19 protein-coding genes and 1 tRNA gene are annotated in these 24,954 nt (G+C 62.0%); 2 read left to right on the top strand and 18 right to left on the bottom strand.

Going from position 1 to position 24,954, the window contains the following annotated elements; all coding sequences use genetic code 11:
- Nucleotides 1-127: 127 nt before the first annotated feature.
- The 7 genes from pyrF to SHEL_RS15450 all read right to left on the bottom strand — a co-directional run bounded on the left by pyrF (nt 128) and on the right by SHEL_RS15450 (nt 6,579).
- Nucleotides 128-838, bottom strand: a complete 711-nt coding sequence (gene pyrF, locus SHEL_RS05835) for an orotidine-5'-phosphate decarboxylase (RefSeq protein ID WP_012798324.1) — start codon at nt 836-838, stop codon at nt 128-130.
- A complete protein-coding gene (locus SHEL_RS05830; RefSeq protein ID WP_126513758.1) occupies nt 832-1,746 on the bottom strand; it encodes a dihydroorotate dehydrogenase in 915 nt (304 codons plus the stop codon). The genes pyrF and SHEL_RS05830 overlap by 7 nt, the downstream gene beginning before the upstream one ends.
- Nucleotides 1,743-2,537, bottom strand: a complete 795-nt coding sequence (locus tag SHEL_RS05825) for a dihydroorotate dehydrogenase electron transfer subunit (RefSeq protein WP_012798322.1) — start codon at nt 2,535-2,537, stop codon at nt 1,743-1,745. The genes SHEL_RS05830 and SHEL_RS05825 overlap by 4 nt, the downstream gene beginning before the upstream one ends.
- Before the next feature lie 12 nt (nt 2,538-2,549).
- Nucleotides 2,550-3,842 carry a dihydroorotase gene (locus SHEL_RS05820; protein ID WP_012798321.1) on the bottom strand — a complete coding sequence of 431 codons (1,293 nt, stop codon included), beginning with the start codon at nt 3,840-3,842 and terminating at the stop codon, nt 2,550-2,552.
- Nucleotides 3,826-4,770: an aspartate carbamoyltransferase catalytic subunit gene (locus SHEL_RS05815; protein ID WP_012798320.1), complete on the bottom strand. Its 945-nt coding sequence runs from the start codon at nt 4,768-4,770 to the stop codon at nt 3,826-3,828. Before SHEL_RS05815 ends, SHEL_RS05820 begins: the two co-directional genes overlap by 17 nt.
- Nucleotides 4,771-4,773: 3 nt before the next feature.
- Nucleotides 4,774-5,361, bottom strand: coding sequence for a bifunctional pyr operon transcriptional regulator/uracil phosphoribosyltransferase PyrR (pyrR, locus tag SHEL_RS05810; RefSeq protein WP_012798319.1), 588 nt, complete (start codon nt 5,359-5,361; stop codon nt 4,774-4,776).
- An 897-nt stretch (nt 5,362-6,258) separates the two neighbouring features.
- Entirely contained in the window at nt 6,259-6,579 is a 321-nt protein-coding gene (locus tag SHEL_RS15450; RefSeq protein WP_012798318.1) for a hypothetical protein, read from the bottom strand.
- A gap of 370 nt (nt 6,580-6,949) precedes the next feature.
- Here SHEL_RS15450 and SHEL_RS05800 point away from each other — a divergent pair, with 370 nt between their 5' ends.
- Nucleotides 6,950-7,807, top strand: coding sequence for an SDR family oxidoreductase (locus SHEL_RS05800; RefSeq protein WP_012798317.1), 858 nt, complete (start codon nt 6,950-6,952; stop codon nt 7,805-7,807).
- Between the two features lie 9 nt (nt 7,808-7,816).
- Nucleotides 7,817-9,139, top strand: coding sequence for a dicarboxylate/amino acid:cation symporter (locus SHEL_RS05795; RefSeq protein ID WP_012798316.1), 1,323 nt, complete (start codon nt 7,817-7,819; stop codon nt 9,137-9,139).
- A 183-nt stretch (nt 9,140-9,322) separates the two neighbouring features.
- On the opposite strand, the gene SHEL_RS05790 is transcribed toward SHEL_RS05795, so the two are convergent.
- The 11 genes from SHEL_RS05790 to SHEL_RS15445 form a co-directional block, all read right to left on the bottom strand.
- Nucleotides 9,323-11,884, bottom strand: coding sequence for an autotransporter outer membrane beta-barrel domain-containing protein (locus tag SHEL_RS05790; protein WP_012798315.1), 2,562 nt, complete (start codon nt 11,882-11,884; stop codon nt 9,323-9,325).
- Nucleotides 11,885-12,258: 374 nt separating this feature from the next.
- Nucleotides 12,259-12,711, bottom strand: coding sequence for a hypothetical protein (locus SHEL_RS05785; RefSeq protein WP_012798314.1), 453 nt, complete (start codon nt 12,709-12,711; stop codon nt 12,259-12,261).
- Nucleotides 12,712-12,723: 12 nt separating this feature from the next.
- Nucleotides 12,724-13,263 (bottom strand): hydrogenase maturation protease, encoded by a 540-nt coding sequence (locus SHEL_RS05780; RefSeq protein ID WP_012798313.1) that lies wholly within the window; start codon nt 13,261-13,263, stop codon nt 12,724-12,726.
- 513 nt (nt 13,264-13,776) lie between these two features.
- Nucleotides 13,777-14,550, bottom strand: coding sequence for a DNA repair protein RecO (gene recO, locus SHEL_RS05775; RefSeq protein WP_012798312.1), 774 nt, complete (start codon nt 14,548-14,550; stop codon nt 13,777-13,779).
- An 87-nt stretch (nt 14,551-14,637) separates the two neighbouring features.
- Entirely contained in the window at nt 14,638-15,111 is a 474-nt protein-coding gene (locus SHEL_RS05770; RefSeq protein WP_012798311.1) for a zinc ribbon domain-containing protein, read from the bottom strand.
- A gap of 431 nt (nt 15,112-15,542) precedes the next feature.
- Entirely contained in the window at nt 15,543-18,212 is a 2,670-nt protein-coding gene (locus SHEL_RS05765; protein WP_012798310.1) for a valine--tRNA ligase, read from the bottom strand.
- Between the two features lie 12 nt (nt 18,213-18,224).
- Nucleotides 18,225-19,559, bottom strand: coding sequence for an ATP-dependent Clp protease ATP-binding subunit ClpX (gene clpX, locus SHEL_RS05760; protein WP_012798309.1), 1,335 nt, complete (start codon nt 19,557-19,559; stop codon nt 18,225-18,227).
- A gap of 18 nt (nt 19,560-19,577) precedes the next feature.
- Nucleotides 19,578-20,198: an ATP-dependent Clp protease proteolytic subunit gene (locus SHEL_RS05755; protein WP_012798308.1), complete on the bottom strand. Its 621-nt coding sequence runs from the start codon at nt 20,196-20,198 to the stop codon at nt 19,578-19,580.
- 131 nt (nt 20,199-20,329) lie between these two features.
- A complete protein-coding gene (gene tig, locus SHEL_RS05750; protein ID WP_050749535.1) occupies nt 20,330-21,982 on the bottom strand; it encodes a trigger factor in 1,653 nt (550 codons plus the stop codon).
- Between the two features lie 96 nt (nt 21,983-22,078).
- Nucleotides 22,079-22,163, bottom strand: a tRNA-Leu gene (locus tag SHEL_RS05745).
- Nucleotides 22,164-22,626: 463 nt separating this feature from the next.
- The gene (locus tag SHEL_RS15445; RefSeq protein WP_012798306.1) at nt 22,627-24,954 is read right to left on the bottom strand and encodes a cation:proton antiporter; all 2,328 of its coding nucleotides are present in this window, start codon (nt 24,952-24,954) and stop codon (nt 22,627-22,629) included.

Below are 24,954 nucleotides of genomic sequence, written 5' to 3'. Positions count from 1 at the left end.
ATTCGGGGCAATGCTTCAAAAAATATGCACTATATTGGCTCTTGACCTGTGCTTTTAATAGCGTTATGGGTGCAAAAGGGACAGATATGGCCGCAATTGTCAGCGAATTGCGGCCATTGGCTCCGTTCTATAGCTGGGCTGCGATGGCCTCGAACGCCGCCACAGGATCTTCGGCCTGAGTGATGGGGCGGCCGATGACGATGTGGGAAGCTCCCGCGTCGAAGGCCTCCTTCGGCGTAGCCACGCGGCTCTGATCGCCGCGGTCGGCGCCTGCGGGACGCACGCCGGGCGTAACTATATATGCATCCGGTCCCAGAAGCCTTCGCAGCATTCCCGCCTCCTGAGGCGAAGCCACCACGCCGGAAAGCCCTGCGTCGGATGCACGTGTTGCCAGCGCCTGCACCTGCTCGGGGATGGTGCGGTTCACGCCGGTCTGATGAAGCTGCTCCTCATCCATACTGGTCAGAACCGTGATGGCCAGCGTTGCGGCGTCGGAACCGGACTCGTCCACCGCCCTCTGGGCGGCTTCCATCATCTGCATGCCGCCGATGGCATGCATGGTGATCATGTCGGCACCGGCCAAAACGGCGGACTCGGCGGCACCCGCCACCTGATGCGGGATGTCGTGGAACTTCAGATCCAGAAACACCTTGTACCCCAGAAGCCCCAGGATTTCCACGATGTTGGGGCCTTCGGCGTAATACAGGGTCATGCCGACCTTCATCCATTTCGCCTTGCCCTGCAGCTGTTTGGCCAGCGACAGCGCCTCCGCACGATCGCAGTCCAGGGCCACGATGATGCGGTCCGAGCGCGGTACGGAATCGAACACGGTTAGCATTGCAATCCTCCAACCAATTCGTTGACATCTTCGACGCCGTTCTGTTCGCAATAAGCAATCATGCCGTCGAGCACGTCCGTGACGGCCGTTGGGTTGACGAAGTTCGCAGTGCCCACGGCGATGGCGGTGGCGCCGGCCAGCATGAACTCGATGGCGTCTTCACCCGTCATGATACCACCCATGCCCAAAATGGGGATGGAAACCGCGTTGTGGCACTGCCACACCATGCGCAGGGCGACGGGCTTGACCGCGGGGCCGGAAAGGCCGCCCACCACGCGGGACAGCACGGGTTTGCGGGTGCGCACGTCGATGGCCATGCCCAGAAGCGTGTTGATCATGGAAAGCGCGTCGGCGCCGGATGCTTCGGCGGCTCGGGCGATCTCGGTGATGTCGGTCACGTTGGGCGTCAGCTTGACGATCATCGGGCGCTTCGTGGCTGCTCGGCATGCGCCGACAACGGCCTCCACGCTGGGCACATGCGTGCCGAAGGTGAGCCCGCCCGCATCCACGTTGGGGCAGCTGATGTTGATCTCGTAGGCGTCCGCCTGGCCGTCAGCCTCCAGAGCCTCGACCACAGCGACGTATTCCTCCAGGCTGTGGCCGGACACGTTGACGATGGCCGGCACACCGATGGATTTGATCCACGGCAGGTCCACCTCGCACAGGTGCGCGACGCCAGGGTTCTGCAATCCGATGGAGTTCAGCATGCCGCTGGGTGTCTCGGCGATGCGGGGCGCGGCGTTGCCTTCCCACCCGTTGAGCGAAACGCCCTTGGTGGTGATGGCGCCCATCCGGGACACATCCGCGAAATCGGCGTATTCCCTACCTGCAGCGAAGGTGCCGGAAGCGTCCGTCACCGGATTGGCCATGACCAGCCCGCCCAGGTTTACTTGCATGTTCACACTCATGCCCACACCACATCCTTCGCGTTGAAAACGGGGCCGTCCACGCAGGAGCGCTTCTTGCCGTCCACGGTTTCCACCACGCAGGACAGGCACGCGCCGATGCCGCAGGCCATGCGCTTCTCCTCGGAGATCCAGCAGTCGATGCCCGCGTCGGCCACGATGCCGGACACGATGCGCATGAACGGGTCGGGCCCGCAGCAGTACACCGCGGAGTACTCCCCCGTTTCGAGCTGCTGCTGCATGGGCACGGTGGCGAACCCGGAGAACCCTTCGGTGCCGTCGTCGGTGGCGATGATCGGCTCGCGGCCCAGAAGCGCCGTGTAGTCGGCCTTCGTGACCAGCATGTCGGCCGTGCGCGCGCCCAGGATGACCTCGAAGTCGCGGCCTTCGGCCTTGAGCTGCTGCGCGAACATGAACAGGGGCGCCGCACCAACGCCGCCGCAGACCAGCAGCAACTTGCCGTCCACGGGCTGCCAGGTGTTGCCCAGCGCCGCCATGATGGATACGGTGTGCCCGGGCTCAAGTCCGGTCATCCATTGCGAGCCCGTGCCCACCACCTGGTAGATGATGTCCATGGTGCCTTCCTGCGTGTCGGCTTTGTACACGGAGAAGGGACGGCGCAGGATGTGGGCCTCGAAGCCGTCGAGGCGCATGTGGATGAATTGGCCGGGTTTGATGGCCGCCGCGGAGCGCGGGCAATGGAGCACCATCTTGAACAGGCCAGGCCCGACCTGCTCGTTGGAGCAGATCCGGGCCCTTTCCTCAAAGTGCTCCGAATTCGGAGTAATGCACATGATGAATTCCTATTAGTCGGTTACAACTCCGTCGACCATGGTGGGAACGCCCGCCAGGTAGACGTCGGTCGCGCGGCCCTTGAGCTGCGCACCCAAGAAGCCGGAATTGGCGGCCTTGGACTCGAAGATGTCCTCGGTCACGGTCCATTCCGCATTGGGGTCGAACACGGTGATGTCGGCCACGTTGCCCTCGGCGATGCTCACAGGCGCGATGCGCAGGATCTCGCGCGGGCGGATGGACATGAGTTCCACCATCTTGGCGTAGTCGATGACGCCCTTGTCCACCAGGTTGGTCAGGATGAGGGCCAGGCTGGTCTCAAGGCCGGTCATGCCGAAGGGCGCCAGCTCGAACTCGCGGGCCTTCTCCCAGGCGGCATGGGGTGCGTGGTCGGTCACGATGCAGTCCACGGTGCCGTCCAGGATGCCTTCCAGCAGCGCTGCGGAATCTTCCTTGGTGCGCAGCGGCGGGTTCACCTTCAGGTTGGTGTCGTAGGTGACGTCCAGGTCCTCTTCGCTCAGGAACAGGTGGTGCGGCGTGACTTCGCAGGTCACTTCCAGACCCTTGGCCTTGGCGCGGCGAACCATGTCAAGACCTGCGGCCGTGGTGATGTGCTGGATGTGCAGCGGACAGCCTGTGAGCTCGGCGATGGCGATGTCGCGGCCGATCTGGATTTCCTCGCCGGCGGCGGGCCAGCCCAGAAGGCCGAGGCGCGTGGAGACGGCACCCTCGTTGATCTGGCCGTCGCCCACCAGGCCTTCGTCCTGGCAGTGGCTCATGACCACCTTGTCGAACATCTTGCCGTAGTCCATGACGCGGCGCATCATGCCGGCGTCCTGGACACCGCGGCCGTCATCGGTAAAGGCCACGGCACCGTTTGCGACCATATCGCCCATCTCGGAGATGATCTCGCCCTTCAGGCCCTTCGTGCACGAGCCCGCCGGATGGATGCGGCATTTGCCGGCCTCTTCGCCGCGGGCGATCTGGTAGGCAACCGTGGCGCCGGTGTCGCAGATGGGGTCGGTGTTGGCCATGGTGCACACGTCGGTGAATCCGCCGTGGGCAGCCGCGCGAGAGCCGGTCTCGATGGTTTCTTTATACTCCAGACCCGGATCGCGGAAGTGAACGTGCAGGTCAACCAGGCCGGGAATGAGGTACTTGCCCGTCAGGTCGCGGACCTCGGCACCTTCCGCCTCGATGTTTTCGGCAACCTTGGCGATCATGCCGCCTTCGATAAGGACGTCGGCGACACCGTCAAGCTGGGCAGCGGGGTCGACGATGTGGGCGTTTTTAAGAATTAAGGCCATTATCAGCACCTCCCAAAAGCAGATACAGGACGGCCATGCGGACGCAGATGCCTGCATAGACCTGTTCGAGGATGACCGAACGCTGCGGATGGTCGGCCATGTAGCTGTCGAATTCGACGCCGCGGTTGATGGGGCCAGGGTGGCAGATGATGGCGTCGGGCTTCATGAGCTTCTCGCGCTTCTTGGTCAGGCCGAAGAGCTCGTGGTATTCCGTCAGGCTCGGGAACGGCGCGCCTTCGAGGCGTTCGCGCTGGACGCGCAGCATGTACACGACGTCCATGTCGGGCAGCACCTCGTCCAGATAGGGCGTGGCGTGGTCGGCGCCCAGCACCTCGGGGCGCGGCGGCATGAGGGTGCCCGGTGCGACCAAGGTGACTTCGGCACCCATGATCTTGAGGGCCGGGACCAGAGAGCCGCAGACGCGGGAATGCCCCACGTCGCCGACGATGGCCACCTTCAGGCCCTTGAAGTCCTGCTTGTGCTCCCAGATGGTGTAGAGGTCCAGCAGCGCCTGGGTGGGATGCTGGTGCTTGCCGTCGCCGGCGTCGATGACCGAAGCCGGGGTGTGCTGCGAGACGATGTAGGGGGCGCCTGCGTGCTTGTCGCGCACGACCACGGCGTCGATCTTGTATGCGTTCAGGGTTTCCACCGTGTCGATGAGGCTTTCGCCCTTGACCGAGGAGGTGGACGAGCCGCCGAAGTTCAGACAGTCGGCGGACAGGCGCTTTTCAGCCAGCTCGAAGGAGCTGCGGGTGCGGGTCGAGGGCTCGTTGAACATGTTCACGACGGTGATGCCCTTGAGCGTGGGGACCTTCTTGATCTTGCGCTCGTTCACGGACGAGAACGCTTTGGCGGTCTCCAGGATAGTCATGATATCGGTATCGGAATACTCTGTGATATCGATAAGGTGCTTATGGTCGAAGGCCATTCGCTACTCACCTCCCAGCGGTGCGGATCCGGCGCGGGTGCCGGGCTTGATGTCCAGAATTTCGACAGCGGTGATGCCGTCCACTTCCTCGAGGAACATGCGGACGTTCTCGTCGTGTGCGGAAGGGACGTTCTTGCCCACGAAATCGGCGCGAATGGGCAGTTCGCGATGGCCGCGGTCCACCAATACCGCCAGCTGGATGGTTTTCGGACGACCCAGGTCCATGAGGGCGTCCAGCGCCGCACGGATGGTGCGACCGGTGTACAGGACGTCGTCGACCAGGATGACGTCTTTGCCGGTCACGTCGAAGCTGATGCGGGTTTCATGGACTTCGGGGGCCAAGATGGTCAGGTAGTCGTCGCGGTAGAAGCTGATGTCCAGGCTTCCCAGCGGCACCTCCTTGCCCTCGATCCCCTCGATGATGCTGGCCAGGCGCTTCGCCAGCAGATCGCCGCGGGTGACGATGCCGACGAGCGCGATGTTGTCGCAGCCGTGGTTCGCCTCCAGGATTTGATGCGCGATGCGCGTCAGCGAGCGATCGATTTCCGCAGCGTCCATGACTACGGATTTCACCTGACTTTCGTCGCTCATACACACTCTCCTCTCTTTTCGCATGAGTGCGTACAGGTTGACTGAGGTCCGGCTCGCGGGTAAAAAAATACCTCGGCAAGCTGGGCCAAGGCGAGATGTTCGGGCGTCTGTTTATCCGCGTATGTATTGTTTGTTCGACGCCGTCGCGGTTGCCTTGCCGGTCTCTCTGTACCGTCTTAAAGGACCGCTTGATTATACCTTGCGAAACGCACCAATAGAAGAGCAGTTAAGATTTTCACAAGGGAGCATCAGAATCGCTTATAGGTGGCAGAATGGGGGTGGACTTTGGGGACGGAGCCCTTTGTCCCGCTATGCCCCGGCAGGGGCGCTCCCCCGCCGCTCCGGCCTGCTCCTCAAGCCCAAAACGGGCTTTCGCACCAAGAAAAACAAGTAATGTACGACTTGGGAGCCGCATCGGCACCGCGCTTCGGCCGCTTCGCGAATGCCTCTCAGAAAACCCCTGGTCAAACCGTTGCAGTATTTGGGGTTGGAAATTAACGCTCAAGCAGGTCGTACACTACTTGATTTTCCTGGCGGAAAACGAGGTTTTCGGACCGAGGAGCGGGATGCGTTAAAGTTACACGCCCGCCGAGCAGAATGAGCCGACGGGACAAAGGTGCCTGTCCTCTTTGTCCCGGGCTAAGGAGCGGGATGCGGAGGGATAGCGCCCGCATTCCCGCCTGCCAAAATGAGACAAAGGCGGGGTGCGGACGATTTTTTGGACCGCCTAAGACGCCAACCCCAGGCGCCTCCGGCGGTTGTCGATAGCGCAGGACATTGGGGGCATCGGAGCCCCCTATGTCCCGGCGCAGATCTGTCCCCAGTGGCGCAAAAATGAGTCAGAAGGAAACGTCCCTACTGACACAATGGGACCAGGTGCCGGTCCCCATTGTCCCATTAGACGGTTTCGTAGGTCGAGTAGCCGAGCATGCCGAGCGCCACGGTCAAGAGGATGCTGAGCACCATGGCGATGACCCACCAGATGAGGCCCGCGCGGGCCCAGTTCTTTTTGGACAACGGCGTGGTGGAGCCGAATGCCCAGACCAGAAGCAGGATAAAGCCTACCAGAGGAATGGCCGTCAGGAACATGGTGAGCATCCAATCGCCCGTTGAGACAGGCACTTCGACAGGCTGCTGGTAGTAGGGTTGCGGCTGCTGATAGTACTGCGGCTGGGGCTGGGGCTGCTGATAGTATTGCTGCTGATTGTAATCTGCCACGGCGAAACCTTTCTTCTTCCGAAACGATGACTGGACCATTGTAGTCAAAATCTTGAGTATACGCAGACTCGACCCAAATATGCATATGCCGTTCTGCTTGCATGCCGGCTTCGTCATGCGTGGGCAATTCGCAAAACGTTTGTTAGCGTAGAGTTTCTGCAGTTCATTACCCTATTTACAACGTCCCGCCAGGGGTAAAAGTCGCTGCATTGTTACTTTTGATGTAGGCATCTGCATGTATCATGAATGACATCGTATGCAATCCCGCGTGCAGGATGCCTCTTATCAAGCACTACATAGGCCTAATACAAGCCGTCAGGCGACGCTCAGCGTTTTCTCGTACGCGGCAATCGACCGAAAGGAGTGAACTATGACGTTCGGACCGAAACGCGTGGTTTGGATAGCGGGTGCAACGGGACGTCTTGGCCGGTCCATCGAATACCATCTTGACCATGACACTTACTCAATTCACACGACGGACAGGGAGCTGAACGTCACCAACCTTGACATGGTCACCACGTTCGCAGAATCATACCGACCCGAATTCATCATCAACTGCGCCGGCATCGCCGACAAGGACGTCTGCGCGGCCAACCCCGACGAAGCCTATCGGGTAAACGCATTGGGCGCGCGTAATCTGGCCGTGGCCAGCCATTACCTGGGGGCCACCATCATTCAGATCTCCACGGACGACGTGTTCCGCTCCACCAAGCCGAACTCAGCGCCGTTGAGCGAATTCGAGCGCACCAACCCCTCTTTCACGTATGGAAAGTCCAAAGAGGCGGGCGAAGTGCTCGTGCGCGAGCTTAACCCGCGCCATGTCATCCTGAGGTCGTCCTGGATTTACACCGCCCGGAAGGACGATTTTTTGCGCATGCATATCGCCGATGCCAAAGCCGGTAGGGAAATCGAAGTACCGGCCGACCAGTTCGGCTCCCCCACCAGCTCCGATACCTTCTGCAAGGTGCTGATGTCCATCATGGAGACCGGAGAGTACGGCACCTTCCATCTGTCCTGCGAGGGGCTGTGCAGCCGATACGAGTTCATCAAACGCGCGCTGGAACTGGCAGGCGCCTCCACCGTCAACATGGTTGGCACCTACGATCCCGACAAGGCTTTCCACGTGGAGCTGGACAACATGATGATCCGTCTGACCGGCCTTGCGAAGATGCCTTCTTGGAAAGACGACCTGGAAGAATATATGCGCAACCACAGACTCTTAGGTTAGGAGTGAGCAATGACAGAGACCGAAACCAAGAAAAGGAAGCTTGGCCTGACAAGCGTCATTTTGATTTCGCTGGGCCTGGGCATTGTCTGCGGCGTGCTGATTCATTACTTCATGCCCGGCGGGTTCGTACGCGACGCTCTGCTGGTAGACGGCGTGTTCTACGTTATCGGCCAAGGTTTCATCCGCCTGCTGCAGATGTTGGTCGTGCCCCTGGTGTTCTGCTCCATCGTATGCGGTGCCGCCGCCATCGGCGACGTGAAAACGCTGGGCACCGTCGGAGTGAAGACCCTGCTGTTCTACTTGTGCACCACCGCGCTGGCCATCTCGATCGCCCTGACCGTGGGCAATATCATCAACCCCGGGCGCGGCGTGGACATGTCCTCGATCGCATCCAGCGACCCGAGCACTCTGGCAACCGCCAGCGAAACCTCCATCGCCGAGACGCTGCTGAACATCATCCCGAAGAACCCCATCGGTGCAGCCGCCAACGGCGACATGCTGTGCGTCATCTTCTTCGCGCTGTTCGTGGGCATCATCCTGGCCATCCTGGGCCGCCGCGTCGAAACCGTGCATAAGTTCTTCACGCAGTTCAACGACATTATGATGCAGATGACCTCCATGGTCATGCACGTCGCACCCTTCGGCGTGTTCTGCCTGCTGTCACGCACCTTCGCCAACATCGGGTTCAGCGCGTTTCTGCCCATGGTCAAATACGTATTGGGCGTGCTTATCGCGCTGGCGTGCCAGCTGTTTTTGACCTACATGATCCTGCTGTTCGTGCTGGCCCGCGTCAGTCCCTTCAAATTCATGAAGAAGTTCGTGGCGGTCATGCTGTTCGCGTTCTCGACCGCAACGTCCAACGCCACCATCCCGCTGAACATCGAGACGTTGGAGAAGCGTATGGGCGTCGACCGCCGCATATCTTCGTTCACCATTCCCCTGGGCGCGACCATCAACATGGACGGCACCGCCATTATGCAAGGCGTGGCCGTCATATTTACGGCGCAGCTGTTCGGCGTGCCGCTGGGCCCCGTCGAGTACGTCACGGTCATCGCAACCGCCACGCTGGCATCCATCGGCACCGCAGGCGTTCCGTCGGTCGGCCTGATCACCCTGTCCATGGTGTTCAATTCCATCGGCCTGCCGCTTGAGGGCATCGCGCTTATCATGGGCATCGACCGAATTCTGGACATGTGCCGCACCGCCGTGAACATCACGGGCGACGCAGTGTGCACCATAGTTGTGGCCAAGCAGGAAGGCTGCGTGGACTTAGGCAAGTTCAACGACCCCAGTGCCGGCTCTGACCTGGAGGAAGTACGCATGGCAAGCTAGCTTCCGCGGAGAGACGTTTGCGGGACGACGGGACGACGGGCGGGACGACGGGGACGGAGGGTATTGTCCGTTCGTTGACGCGGGCGGGACAATCACCTCCGTCCCCGATGTCCCGCGCCCCTGCCCCGCGCGTGGTTGGCGCGGGCGGGACAATAGCCTCCCCAATGTCCCCGTTGTCGCGGGCTATTCCTCTTCGGGAATCTCGATGGGGTCGGTCTGGTAGATGAATTTGACCGAGCCGGAATGATCCTCGTCGATGCCGGAGAAGTTGGTGTAGGCTTTGCCGGCTTCGACCACCGCGTCGAGGCGATCGGTCATGCCGGTCACATCGTTGTTGAGCAGGTCGACGATCTTCTGGATGCCCTCCTTGTCGAACTCCTTCAGGCCGTCGGTCAGGGCCGCCGAGCCGTCGGATGCGGCCGCCATGCTCTCGGACAGGGCCGAGGTGCCTTCCGACAGGGCGCCGATGCCGCTTACCAGTTGGGGCGTCGCCTGTGCCAGGCCGGCCATGCCGTCGTCTATCTGGGCGTTGCCGTCGTAAAGAGCCTGGATGCCTGCCACCAACGCGGGCGTTGCGCCTGCGAGCTGGGACGTTCCCTTTGCCAGAGCATCGGCGCCCGATGCCGCCGTCTGCAGGCCATCCGTTAGCGAACCAGCGCCTCCCGACAGCTGGCTGGCCCCGTTGATGAGCGTGCCTGCGGTGGCTTCGTCACCCAACCCGACAAGGGCCGCGTCCACGCCGGACTTGGCGGCAACCAGACCGTCATGCACGGCACCGGCCCCGGCTTCAAGCCCTTGAACTGCGGATATCACCTCGTCAAGACCAGACGAAACCCCGGCTGCGCCGTCGACGGCACCCTGGGCGTACTGGGCCGCGCCTTCTGCATCGGCACGGGCGGACTCGATGTCCGTCGAAGCCGTCGCAAGCTGGTCCTGCGCCCCAGAAATACCGCTTTCCGCATCTGTGAGCTGGGCCGACGCCTCGTCGATCTTGCCGCTGGCAGCGCTCGCATCCACCGAGGCCGACGTGGGCAGCGAATCCCTCGCGGCCGTAAGCTCGGATATGACAGCGGCCTTTTCCTCGTCGGTCAGGGCGGAACCTTCCACCGTCGCGATGGCGTTATCGATGCCGACCTGGGCCGATGCCGTGTCGACGACAACATCGGAAGGCAGCGCCGCCTGCGCCTCGGCAAGGGCGTCCTGCGCTGCCGAAACACCCTCGGCCGCCGCGTCCACGTTGGCCTGCGCGCCGGAAACCGCACCCGCGGCACCTTCGTCACCCAATGCGGAAGCGGCCGATCCGGCATAGTCCCTGGATGCCTCCGCAGCACCCTGAACTGCAGTAACACCATTCTTCAAGCCGTACAGGCCTGTTGATTCGGATTCGCTTCCCTCCAAGTCGGCCAAACCCTTGGCCACCGTGTTGGTGACGCCGATCAGCGTTTGGGAGGCCTCGTCGCTTCCCAACGACACGCTGAGGTACGCCAGGCCGGTCTTGTCGGCGGCGCTCCCCTTCAGCTGGACCAGGCCGTCCAGCAGCTGCCGGGCGCCCGCCGCCAGCGACGAAGAGCCTTCCGTGGCGTCGGTCAGGCCGTCCGCCAAGGCGCCTGCACCGCCGGCCAGCTGCTTGGTGCTGGTGGGCAGCGTCGACGTCTGGGTCTTGAGCTGGTACAACCCGCCTTGCACCTGCGATGTGCCGTCCGCCAGGGCCTGCGTGCCCGCGGGCAGTTCGGACACGGACCCTGCCAGCGTGCCCACGCCGTCATCGAGCTGCGAAGCGCCTTCGGCCAGCTGGCCCAGCCCGTCGGACAATTCGCCCGAGCCGTTGATGATCTCGCGCATGGCGTCGGACAGCTCGTCGCCCGAGCCGCCCATGTCGCCGAAGTCCAGGTCGTCCGTATCGAAATCCGACAGCATATCGGGACTGACCAGGGTCAACATGCTGTGCATCTGGCAGTTCTCGACGTCCGCTTCGATGGTGAATCCCTCGGGGATCTCCACGTCCAGAGCTTTGCCGTCGGCGTCCTTCATGTCGTCCAGGCCCAGGCTTTCCTGCAGGCCCGGCACGGCGAAACCGACCACCACGGAATCGGCGCCGTTGTTGATGACCTTGCCGTTGTCCACCTCGATGTTCGTGAACACGTCGTTGTCCACGACGCAGCCGGTCACGCACACGAACGGCGTGTAGATCTTGGCAGTCTTGCCGTCGATTTTCTTCTCCACCCAGGACGTGTTCTCGAACGTCGCGCGGATGGTCAGATGCCCGCTTTTGCCAGCCAGCTCATCAGGGGAAATATCCTTGCCGTCCAGCTGGTATGCGAAATTGACCTTTACCGGCGGCTCCGCGTCGCTTGCGCCCGCGTAACGGACGTCTTCGCCGTCCGCTTCCCACACCATGGCGTCGCCCGAGCCGCTGAGCTCCTCGTCGCCCTGGTCGCCTTCGATGGCCGCCAACGTCGAACTGTCGTACAGCTGCGAGAGCTTCTGGGGGTTCTGCAGCCAGTCGGACACTTTGACCGAGGTCACGGCGCCGGTGGCGTCGGTGTAGACCCGCACCGTTTCCGATTTGGTGACGGACGTCTGGTCGCCCATGGTTTTGATTGTCTTCGTCGTGTCGTCGCCCTCAGCGGTCGTGTTTGCGGTCTGCTCGCCGCTTACCGCCCAGGCAGGCATGACGGAAAGGCTGCATAATGCCGCGCCAGCCAATATGTAGCCGGTTTTGGCGAACACGTTCTGAGCCTTCATACTTAAGCCTCCTTAAGCCGGGATTAGGGGGTATCCCGTCGCTCGAATTTATTAGCCGATTCTAACATTTTTGAAGGCAGTGCGTGGCGACATAGGACAGAACCGAAACATATTGCGGATTCGCCGTATGCCCGTTGCGTATCCGATGCGTTCTCTGCGAGCCCGACGACCTTGGCCCTTGGCGCAGGTCCTCGGCGCGATGCGCCCTCTAGCAGGCCTGGCGACCTAGCATACGCGTCTCCCGGCTCGGCATCGATGCTTTCCTGAGCGAGTTCAGCGACTCTGGGCGCAAGCTCCCGACTCGGCACCGATGCCTTCCCTACATATACAAAAAGGGCCCGAAGGCCCTGGTTGTGCGCGTGTCGCAGCGGCGCCTAGCCGACGATTTTCGGGTTGAGCGCCAGGTTGTAATAGGTGGCCACCGCAAGCGCCGCGATACCGATGATGACGGCCACCACGGCCCAGATGCGCTGCCGCTTCAGATAGGTCTCCTTGCTGACGCCCAGGCTGAGGGCCCGATGCAGCGCGAACGGCTGCGAGATGGTTGCGAAGCCGTAGGTGATGGCGACCATCAGGAAGAACACCGCCACGCCGATGGTGACGGCCAGCGGCGTGCGCATGACGTACGCGTTCACGAACGCGGTGTCGGCCATGACCCACAGCGGGTAGAACAGGATACTGACCCACAGGCCGTTGGCGGGACCCCAGATGGGAGGCGCGAAAAACGCCGCGATGTTGACCCGCGGCACGTCTTTGAGCAGCTCGCGCTCCTCGCGGTCCATCTCGTCGGAGATTTCGAATCCTTGGGGTTTTTTCTTTTTGGACATGGGTTCACGCCCCTATTCGCACGGATCGGGCTGGTCGCCTGCGGGCGGCACGAAGACGGACCCGTCGGCGTTGCGGATTTCCACACCGCGACCCAGAAGCTCCGCCAGCACCGCATCGCGCAGCAGCGGCAGCGCGTCGAAGACCGGCTGCGTAAGGCCTTCGGTCAGATCCAGCGGGTGCATGTTCAGCACCTTCATGCCGTAGCAGATGCCTTCGGCGTGGTAGCCGAGCAGCGCCGCAGCGTTGAACAGGTCGATAAGGCGCAGGTCATGCAGGGATTGCATGATGGCGACTCCCCCGCCGATGTCCTCCGGCGCGAAACGGAACACCGTGCCCGGATCCGCGTCCAGACCGTCGATGGCGTCCACCGTGATGATGTAGTCGAAGTCGCGAACCACGTGCAGCAGGTCCATGCTCATGCAGCCCGCATCGATGAGCTCGACGTTTTCCGGGAACCGATAGTCCTCGGTCAGGGCGTCGTACACCGCCGGCCCAATGCCGTCATCCAGCATCAGACGGTTGCCCACACATATGACAGCAATTTTCTCCATGGGGCAATTATAGGGATGCGCAGCGGGTTTGCATGCCTGGCCATGCGGAATCCACCGCAATCGGAAAGAACGCCCTCGGCCGGTTCGAAGCGGGGCGCGGCCGGCGCATGGCGGATGCCGCTTTGGCGGGTTCCGCAGGGCGCGGACCGCTTCGGCAGGTTCCACGAGGCGCCGATCGGGCGTGACCAAACCGACTCAAGCGGGTTCCACAGGGGCGCTGGCCTTGGATCTTGGCCTTCCGAGCAGCGCCATGCAACGAGAAATCGTTTTCGTGTGCACTTAAGGGGATAATCTGCAACTCGAACAGCTTCGAGCTCCCTTGGCAACAACAGTTGCGCCACACTTTGGGTGTTTCTGTTTCGTATCTTTTGGCCTTAAAACGGCTAGATAGGTCTTGAAAGGGCATTTCGCCTTGTCTTGCTGCGGATTATCCCCTTAAGTGCACCAAAAACCAGAATCTCGTTGCACGAAGCGGGTTCGACGGTCGTGGGGATGCAAGCCGAAGGAGCAGGACTAGAACAGGCCGCAGGTGAAGAGGAAATCGAGCGACTTGAGGCGCGTGCCCACGTGTTCGCGGCTCCAGGATTGGCAAAGCTGCATCACGTCGAAGGCCACGCGGCGTTCGCAAGGATGTTGAGCGATATCGGCAAACGTGGACATGAGCAGGTAGTTCGCCCATTGGATGGTCTCGGCGGGCAGGTGAACCACCTCGGAAAGCCGCGAACAGTCGTCGCACACGCAGCCGCCATCAAGCACCGAGAAGGACACCACGCTGGAGCGTCCGCCGGACAGGTCGATTTTCGATCCGCATTTGACGCACTCGTTGAAGCTGGGACGGAACCCCGCGAAGGAGAAAACCTTCAGCAGGCATGCCGCCGACAGCGAAAGCGTCTGGGCCGGGTCGGCGTCGCACGCGGCCTTAAGGCCCGCAACCGTGCAACTGAAAAGCTTCGGGTGGACCAGTTCAGGCTGGGCGATGATTCCCGCCAGTTCGAGAATGGGCGAAGCGGCCGCAGCGCGCTCCATGCTTTCGCGAATGCCCAGATTGGCATCGACCAGGCGCGCTTCCTTCAGGATGTCCAGATTGCGGCCCTCCACCAGCAGGGCATCGACCACGGAGAACAGCTCGATGCGCGATGAAAAGGTGGACGTGGGCTTGCGGGCCCCTTTCGCCACCGCACGCAGCAGCCGCCCGTCGTCAGCCAGCAACGTGACGATGAGGTCGGTTTCGCCCAGCTTGGTCTTGCGGACCACCAGGGCGTGGGCTGGATAGGTGGGCTGGGCCATGCGGTTCTCCTTTCGGCGCAGGTCGAGGCGGTTCGGTACAGGAAAAGCCGCCCGGAGGCGGCTTTGACAAATCAGTGTTCGCAGGCCTTAGCGCTGCTGGGCGGAATGGGATGCTGCCTGACGGCGGGAACCGGAACCAACCTGAGTGGCGCAATAGGGGCACACTTTCCAGGAAGGATCGAGGGCCTTGCCGCAGCGGCTGCACATGTTCTTCAGGCGCTGGTGGCAGTTGGGGCACAGCACGTAGTCGGCCTCGACGGGATAACCGCAGTTCGCGCACTCGCCGTATTGCATGAGTTGCCGTTGTTTCAACGCGACTTCGAGTTCCTGCTCGTCGCGGTCGATCTGCAGCAGCGGCGGGCGGAGCAGCGTGTACGCGATGACGCCCAGAATGGGGATAAGGGCGACGATGGCCCAGATGAACCAAACGGTGCCGCGCAGATACGCGTCGCGGACGACCCAGATGATAGAGAGCACATAAAGCACAACCAGAAACGCGATAACCGCGGTAACGGCCATCTGAACTTCCGGAGTCCAAAGCTCGGAGAGAATCTCGGACATGAACCTTCCCTTTCCAAACATGCGCCTCTCGCAGGCGCGCAACTTTCGTCATTGTAGCAAAAGTCGCCGCATTGCGCCGCAGAGAGTTCGTTTAGCCAGACGGCAGCACATAAACAGGACACGAGAAGTCTGCCGCGCCAATGGGACGGCCGACGAGGATGCGGCCTGTTTGCGATGCAGACAGGCGGCTGCGGGCGGGTGCGTTGGCGGATGGGACAAAGGGGCATCGTAGCACTTTGTCCCGTTTCGTCCTTTCAGTACGCATACCCTTGTCCCGCCGCGGATCTGTCCCTACTGACACAAAAATGCGCCAAAAGGAAACGTCCCTACTGACACAGTGGGATAACGGGGACTGTCCCTTTTGTCCCAAGTCATGAAAAAAGCCGCCGCACGGGGCGACGGCTTCAAGAAGGGACTGTGCCAATAAGGCGTTAGGCCAGTTCGGAAAGCTGGGCGGCAATCAGGGCAAGCTTGTCGCCGACCTCGGCAAACTGGGCCTTGGCCTTCTCGACCGCTTCGGGCTTGGCCTTCTGGACGAAGCCTTCGTTGGAAAGCTTCTTTTCCAGCTTGGCGTACTCGCCGGAAAGCTTCTTCTGCTCGGCCTCCAAGCGCTGGCGCTCGGCCGCGAAATCGACCAGACCGGACAGCACGCAGTAGACCTCGCAACCCTCGGCGATGACGGCGGCGCTTTCGGCGGGACGCTCGGCATTGGCAGCAACGGTCAGGTTGCTCACGCGGGCCAGCGACGTGATGAGCCCTGCCTGAGCGGCAAGCGCGGCCTCGGACGCTGCGGGCACCTTCACGACAACAGGCACGTCGGCCTTGGGCGACAGGCGGTACTGCGCGCGCGTGGAGCGGATGGCGCCCACGACGCCGCAGGCCATAGCCACAGCGACCTCGGAATTGTCGTCGACCCACTTTTCGTAATCGACCGGGTCGGGCCACTGGGCCACCATCAAGGCCGGCTGGCCCTCGGCCACGGGCAGATGCTCCCAGATGGCCTCGGTGACGAACGGCATGACCGGGTGCAGCAGGCGCAGGGCGGTATCGAGCACGTACACCAGGTTGCGCTGGGCAACGGCGCGCTCCTCCCCTTCGCCACGCAGGCGGTCCTTGGTCATTTCGATATACCAGTCGCAGAACTCGTTCCAGAAGAAGTCGTACAGTTCGCGCGACACGTCGCCGAACTCGTAGGCCTCGATGCCATCGGTAATGGACTTGGTCAGCTTGGCCAGGCGCGAGAAAATCCACGCGTCGGCGGCGGTTGCGGCCACAGGCTCACCGGGCGTGTAGCCGTCCAGGTTCATCATGACGAAGCGGCTCGCGTTCCAGATCTTGGTGACGAAACCGCGGGCGGCGTCGGTGCGCGGCGAGCCCAGCAGCTCGTGGGTCTTCGGGTCGATGTCGGCGTCGAACTTGACGTCCTGGCTGCCCGTGACCAGCGTGAGCAGGTTGTAGCGCATGGCGTCGGCGCCGTACATGTTGATGAGGTCCATGGGGTCCACGCCGTTGCCCTTGGATTTGGACATGCGACTGCCGTCCTTGGCCAGGATGGTTGCGTAGATGAACACGTCCTCGAAGGGAATCTGACCGGTGAAGTACAGCGAGCTCATGACCATGCGAGCCACCCACAGTGCGATGATGTCGCGGGCGGTGACCAGCACCTTTGTGGGATGGTGGCCTTCAAGCTCGTCCAGGTTATCAGGCCAGCCCTGCGTGGCGAAGGTCCACAGCTGGCTGGAGAACCAGGTGTCCAGCACGTCTTCGTCCTGATGCACGTGGCCGCCGCACTTCGGGCAGGTGTCCACATCCTCCATCAGGGCGTCTTCCCAACCGCACTCGTCGCAGTAGAACACGGGGATGCGATGGCCCCACCACAGCTGGCGCGAGATGCACCAGTCCTTGAGGTTCTCCATCCAGGTGGTGTAGGTCTGCGTCCAGCGGTCCGGGTGGAACTTGACCTGGCCGTTGTTGACGACGTCCAGCGCGGGGCCCTTCAGCTTGTCAACACCGACGAACCACTGCTCGGACAGCCAGGGTTCCAGGGTGGAGTCGCAGCGGTAGCAGTGCATGACGGAATGGTCGTGGTCGTCGACGTGATCCAGCAGGCCGTGGTCCTCGAACCACTTCACAATGGCTACGCGGCACTCGTCGCGGTCCATGCCGGTGAACTCGCCGTAGCCTTCCACAACCACCGCATGCTCGTCGAAGACGTTGATCTGCGGCAGGTCGTGGGCCTGGCCCATGGCGAAGTCGTTCGGGTCGTGAGCAGGGGTTACCTTCACGAAGCCCGTGCCGAAGCCCGCGTCCACGTGCCAATCGGAGAAGATGGGGATCTCGCGGTTGACGATGGGCAGCATGACGGTCTTGCCGATGAACTTGGCCTTGTCCGGATCATCGGGGCTCACGGCGATGCCGGTGTCGCCCAGCATGGTTTCGGGACGGGTGGTGGCCACAGTGATGTGCTCGATACCGTCGACCGGCTCGGTCAGCGGGTAGCGAAGGTGCCACAGATGGCCGTGCTCGTCCTGGTACTCGGCCTCGTCGTCGGAGATGGCCGTGGTGCAGTTGGGGCACCAGTTCACGATGCGTTTGCCGCGGTAGATCAGATCGTCGTGGTACCAGTCCACGAACACCTTGCGGACGGCCTTGGCGTATTCGGGCGACATGGTGAACTTCTCGTCGTCGAAATCGACCGAGCAGCCCATGCGCTTGATCTGCTCCACGATGATGCCGCCGTACTGGACGCGCCAGTCCTGGCAGGCCTCGAGGAACTTCTCGCGGCCGATTTCCAGACGCGAGATGCCTTCGGCCTTCAGCTTCTTGTCCACCTTGGTCTGCGTGGCGATGCCGGCGTGGTCGGTACCCAGAATCCAACGGGTGGAATAGCCGCGCATGCGGCAGTAGCGGATGAAGGTGTCCTGGATGGTGTCGTCGAGCGCGTGGCCCATGTGCAGCATGCCGGTGACGTTGGGCGGCGGGATGACCACCGTACGGTCCTCGGAACCCTTGCTGCGCGCGTAGAAGCCGCCGTCAAGCCATTTCTGGAGCATGCGCTCCTCGACCTGGGCAGCATCGTAATTCTTAGGCATTTCCTCCATGGTTGGCGACTCCTATTCTTCCTCGGAGGAAACCGCGTCGGCCGCATAGGCGATGGCGGGTTTCGTCGTGCCTTCAATATCGGATGCGTTGATGACGACCGTGGACGCGCCTTCCTGCTCGGGCAGGTCGAACATGATGTCCTGCAGCACGCGCTCGCAGATGGAACGCAGGCCTCGGGCGCCGGTGCCGTGGTCCACCGCCTCGTGCGCGATGGCGCGCAGGGCCTCGTCGGTGAACACCAGCTCGGAATCCTCGAAGGCGAACATGCGCTTGTACTGTTTGACCAGGGCGTTCTTCGGTTCGGTAAGGATGCGGACCAGGTCGTCTTCGGTCAGCTCATCCAGCGAGCACACCACAGGGATGCGGCCCACGAACTCGGGAATCATGCCGAACTTGTTCAGGTCCTCGGGCAGCACCTTGCGGAGCAGCTCGGCCTCTTCGTGCTTCTTGCTTTCGGGAAGCTCCGAGGTGAAGCCGATGCCCGTCTTGCCCACGCGCTGGCCCACGATGTCGGCCAGGCCCACGAACGCGCCGCCCAGGATGAACAGGATGTTCGTGGTGTCGATATGGATGAGCTCCTGCTGCGGGTGCTTGCGTCCGCCCTGGGGCGGCACAGCAGCCTCGGTGCCTTCCACAATCTTGAGCAGGGCCTGCTGCACGCCCTCGCCCGACACGTCGCGGGTGATGGACAGGTTCTCGGCCTTGCGGGCGATCTTGTCGATCTCGTCGATGTAGACGATGCCGATCTGGGCGCGCTCGATGTCGAAATCGGCAGCGGTGATCAGCTTGAGCAGGATGTTCTCCACGTCCTCGCCCACGTAGCCGGCTTCGGTCAGCGTGGTGGCGTCGGCGATGGCGAAGGGAACCTGCAGCGCGCGGGCCAGCGTCTGGGCCAGCAGCGTTTTGCCCGAACCAGTCGGGCCCAGCAGCAACACGTTACTTTTGGCCAGCTCCACGTCGTCTTCCTCATGGGACTGCCCCAGGCTGATGCGCTTGTAGTGGTTGTACACGGCCACGGCCAGCGCGCGCTTGGCGGCGTCCTGGCCCACGACGTGCTCGCTGAGCAGGTCGAAGATCTCGTGCGGACGCGGCAGGGTGTCCAGCACCTCTTCGGCGGTGGGCGTTTCGGAGTCGTACATGTCGTCGATCTCCTCGTAACCCACGGGCTGGCGGTTGTTGGAGAAATACCCGCGGCTCATAAGGATCTCCGAGGACATCTCCACGCACTCGTTGCAGATGCACACCTGGTCAGGCCCTTGGATGAGGCCAAGGACCTGATCGGCGGTCTTTCCGCAGAACGAGCAGCGCGCCACAGTGTCGTTGGACGTTGTGTCGTCGTGTTTCATCGGAACGGTTCTCCTCGTTTACTTCGAAGCGTTGGTTCCACGGGAGGTGATGATTTCGTCCACCAGGCCGTATGCCTTGGCCTCCTCGGCGGTCAGCCAGTGGTCGCGCTCGGAGTCGGCATGAATGGTCTCGATGGTCTGGCCGGTGTGCGCAGCCAGAATGCCTTCGAGGCGTTCGCGGGTCTTGCGCATCTCGGTTGCAGCGATCTCGAAATCGGTCTGCTGGGTGCGGGACTCGGCGCCGCCCATGGGCTGATGGATCATGATCTGGGAATTCGGCGTGATGAAGCGCTTGCCGGGGGTGCCGGCGGCGGTCAGAACCGAAGCCATGGATGCGGCCATGCCGATGCAGACGGTGGACACGTCGCAGCGGATGAACTGCATGGCGTCGTAGATGGCCATGCCTGCGGACACGCTTCCTCCCGGAGAGTTGATGTACAGCGAAATGTCCTTCTCGGGGTCGGAGCTCTCCAGGTGGAGCAGCTGCGCGACCACAAGGTTTGCCACGTTGTCGTCGATGGCATCGCCCAAAAAGATGATGCGGTCGTTCAGCAAGCGGCTGTAGATGTCATACGTGCGCTCGCCGCGCGGCGACTGCTCGATAACATACGGGATGGTGTAATTGGTCTTAAAGTCCATACTAACTATCCTTTCCTTAGATACAACCATGGCTCGCCCCTGTGCGGATGCGAGCCAATGGAAGATTATTGCTCGGTGGAGCCCTGTTCGAAAGCCGTTTGAGCCATAGGCGTTACGCGAAACGCCAGGTGCTATTCAGCATCCTCAGCCTGCTTGGCATGAGCGCCCATGGGCGTCTCGGCGTCAAGGATGGCTTCGATGAGCTCGGCCTTCTTCAGACCGGAGGTTGCCAGACCCTTGCCGGAGGCGATCTCCTTGAGCTCGGCGACCTTCAGCTTGTTCAGGGATTCTTCCGTCATCTCGACTTCTGCGGCCTCTTCGGCAGCTTCCTCGGCGGCCTCTTCCACTGCGGCGGCAGTGGCCTCGGCGGCAGCCTTGGCACGATTCTCCTCGGTGCGCTCGACCAGGTCGAAGCGGGTCACAACGGCCTCTTCCAGGACGGCCTTCATGGCCTCGCCGCGCAGGATGCCCTCGCGGATCTCATGCAGACGGCCGGCGTCCTTCCAGGACTTGAAAGCCTTCTTGGGATCCTCGACGCCGGAGTTGACGAACTCTTCCATCACGTCGTCGTTGGTGACGGTGATGCCCTTGTGGCGCGCGATGGCGTCCAGAGCCAGGTTGCCCTTGACGTCGTCGATGGCCTGCATGCGCAGGTGCTCCGGGAATTGCTCCGGGGAGATGTTGGCCTGCTGCAGGTACTGCATCAGCATCTGGTTTGCCAGATCCGGATTCTCGTCGATGAGCTTCTGGGCGTACTGCTGAGGGATGCCCATGTTGGCCAGCTGCTGGCCGATGAGGCGCTGCTGGTACTCGGCCATGGCGTCGTTGATCATGGCTTCGGGCAGCTCGATTTCGAAGCGCTTGCTGAGCTCCAGGGCCGCGTTGTTCTCCATGATGGTGGCGACCATCGGGGCCTTCTCCTCGGTGATCTGCTCGAAGAACTGCTGACGCAGAGCAGCCACGTCGGCGAGCTTGCCGCCGGAGGTTTCGCTGACCCACTCGTCGGTGACTTCAGGAGCCACCAGGGTTTCCACAGCGACGACCTCGGCCGTGAAGGTTGCGGTTTCGGTCTTGTCCTCAAGCAGGTCGGACACGCCGCACTTGTCCTCGGCAACGTTGATTTCAACGGTGATGGTGTCGCCCTTCTTCTTACCCACCAGGGCATCGTCGAAGGCCTTGGGATAGGTGTTCAGACCCAGCTCATAGTGGGAATCGTTGGCGGCGAGCTCCTCGATGGCGTTGCCTTCGGCGTCGGTCACGGTCAGGTTCAGCTTGGCTGCACCCTCGGCGACGATGACGGCGTCTTCGTCATCGGTGGGCTCGAACTTGGCGTAGTTGTTACGGGCAACCTCGACCTGCTCGTCGATTTCCTTCTCGGTGGCCTCTTCGAAGGGAGCCTCGATTTCGACCGGATCGTAGCTGTTCAGCTCAACGACGGGCTTGGCGTCGTAGATGACGGAGAAGACGAAGTCCTCGCCCTCGGCGACCAGAGCGGTCTGATCCTCGAGCTTGACCTGGGCGATGGGATAGACGTCGGCTTCGTCCATGGCGATGGGCAGCACGTCCTCGTAGATGTCCTCGGTGACGTCCATGAGCGCCTGCTCCTTGCCGACCTGGGCCTCAATCACAGGACGGGGCACATGACCCTTGCGGAAACCAGGGAAGACGTACTTGTTGCCGTAGTCCTTGTACTTCTTCGCGATACGGCTCTTGATTTCCTTGGCCTCGATGGTGATGGTCGCTTTCTCCTGACCGGATTCGAGGGTCTCAACCTGAGTATTCAACTGTTCCTCCATCTACAATCTCGCACTTACAGTGCCGGGTTCATCCGACACCAGCGGATGATCGTACCTATATTACTTGATGCTTGTTGGCTTACGTGGTGCGGGCGAAAGGACTTGAACCTTCACGAGTTACCCCACCAGAACCTAAATCTGGCGCGTCTGCCAATTCCGCCACGCCCGCGAACGTAAGACAAACATCTGCGCTTTCACGCAACGTGACATGATAACAAAAATGTTCGCATACACCTAGTATGCCCACAGAAAACGCCATATAGATGTTCGAAATCCGTAACCTGCCAGTCATTTGCCCTGCTGATGCGGCGCAATGGGTGCGTCCGCTCGACGCATTTTCACGTTTGGGACAATGGGGACAGGCACTTTTGACCCACGGGACATTGGGGACGCAGCCCTTTGTCCCGCCGCGGATCTGTCCACGGGACATTGGGGGCGGAGCGGGGTGCGGACGATTTTTCGGATCGCCTAAGACGCCAACCCCAGGCGCCTCCGGAGGTTGTCGATAGCGCGGGACATTGGGGGCGGAGCCCTGTGTCCCGCCGCGGATCTGTCCCTACTGACACAAAAATGTGCCAAAAGGAAACGTCCCTACTGACACAATGGGACAACTGTCCCCTTTGTCCTACGGGTTAGACGCGGTCTTCCAGGTCGATTTCCATCAGATGGACGTTCTGGCGCATGCGCATGGCGGTGGCGCGGGTGATGCGCTCTTCCTCATACATGGACTGGATGTGCTCAAGCTCGAAGCGCAGGCCCTGCTTGCGGATTTCCGTAATCTTATCCACCACCTGGTAGGCGTCGGCGACGCTGACCGAGTCGCGATCGATACGGCGCAGACGTCGCACGTTGCGCTGCAGCTCGACAATCAGCCTGGCGGCGTGCTCGGATGGAACCTCGTCGTCGGACAGCAGCTCGCGCAGCTTCTCGATGGAAGCCTGCATCGCCTCGATCTGCAGCTCGCGCACCAGGCGCTCGTCCTCGAACGCGTTCTGGAACGGCTCGCGGTCCTGAATGATGCGCTTGACCGCATGCACGGCGAACGATGCGTTCTGGCGGATGGCAAGCACCAGCTTCCGGATGCCGCGGTCGTGGCTAATCAGGGTTCTCGCACGGCCGATGCGGCGCAGCAGCGTGTAGCCCGCAACCTTAGGGAAGCCGTCGTAGGCCATCGCGGCCACCACGTATTCTTCCTGCCAGGTGTACACCTTCAGCCGCAGCTCGGTGTCGTCGCCGGTTTCAAGCACGTCGGACTGCTGCTTGAACCGGTCGATGCGGTCGTTGTACTGGTGGATTACGGCCTGCACCGCGCGGCGGTTGCCCTTGGTTTGGATGCCCGTGAGGTCCTCCACCACGGCGCGCAGCACGTCCACGCTGGCCTCGTCGTCGGACATGGTGGGTTCCACCTCGGCCTTCGGCAGCAGCAGCGGCAGTACGAAGTTGGCCAGCAGCAACGTGATCACGATGATGATGGATGCGATGAAGATGAGCAGTTCGCGCTGCTGGAAATACACGTCGTGCGCAAAGTACGGCATGGTGAACATGATCGACAACGAAATGGCGCCCTTGGGGCCGGCGAGCGACATGGCCAGCGCCTCGCGGAAGATGTTGAGCCACTCGGCGCGCTTCGCACGACGGTCGTCCAGCTCTTCGGGCGTGGACGTGGCTGCCATGGGCATGGTCGCGGCACCGGTCGGCTCCGCATCGAGCGTCTGCAGCGCGTGCGTCTTGTCGGCCCATGTTGCCTCCGGCGTTTCAGGGGCGGGCTGCTGCGGGTCGGCCGACGGGCGCGAGCTCACCTTCATGATGCGGCCGGACAGCTCGATGGTGCCCGTGGAACTGGGCCCGACGGGCCGCTTGGCGCGGTGCGGGCGCGGGCGGTTCTTCCTCCATTTGGAAAGCCTCTGCTCCGCATCCTCCCGGTTGCGCGCGCGGCGGCGCTTGCCCACCAGGTCGATTCCCACGAACCAGAACATGCGAACGACCACCGTGAGCAGCGCCAAAAACACCGCAGTGGCGGCCAGGCGCACGTCGGTCATCTGGGTGGATTCGAGCAGCGTGTCGGACATGGCGTTGGGAAGCTGCATGCCCAGCAACACGAAGACGATGCCGTTGAGCGAGAAGGACAGCACCTGCCACACGCTGCTGGAAATAATCTTCTGACGTGCGTCTTCGGGACTCATGCGGCGGTCCAGGAACGAATGGATCAGGCCCGCCGCCACGACTGCCAGAATGCCCGACACGCCGAGCTCCTCGGCGATCAGGAAGATGGCGAAGGGCGTGATTACCGCGTACATGACGTGGAACATGGTGTCTTCCAGGCCGAAGTCGCGCACGCGGGCGTTCACGTAGGAGAACAGCACCTGCAGCAGCAGGCCCAGGATAATGCCGCCGAAGAAGCTGACGAAGAACGTAGTGGTGGCGTCAATCAGGCTGAATGTGCCCGTGACCAGGGCCGCCGTGGCAAACTGGAAGGACACGACACCGGACGCGTCGTTGATCAGGCACTCGCCCGACAGCAGGATGCGCTGGTCGTTGCGCAGCGTGGCGCTCTTGCCCAGCGACGTGACGGCCACAGCATCGGTGGGGCCAAGTGCTGCGCCCAAAGCGAACGCCGCCGACAGAGGGATGGACGGTTCCAGGAAATGCAGCGAGAAGCCGACCATGAGCACGACCACCAGCACCAACCCGATGGCCAGCGACGTTACGGTGACGCGGTTGGTCCACAGTGCCACCTTGTCGACGTTTTGCGCCTCCAAGTACAAAAGCGGCGCGATGAACAGCACCAGGAACAGTTCGGAGTTAACGGTGAAGTTCATGCTGGTCAAACCCACCAATGCAAGAGCTGCGCCGATGGCGATCTGGATGAGCGGCATAGAAACGCCGCGGACGACCTGCGCGATGATGGCCGAGGCCAGCACGGCTACGGCAAGCGCCAGAATGAAGACGAAGGTGAACAT

Source organism: Slackia heliotrinireducens DSM 20476 (genome assembly GCF_000023885.1).
GTDB lineage: Bacteria > Actinomycetota > Coriobacteriia > Coriobacteriales > Eggerthellaceae > Slackia > Slackia heliotrinireducens.
The sequence above is the reverse complement of the archived record's forward strand: the minus strand, read 5'-3'. Positions and strand labels throughout refer to the sequence as shown.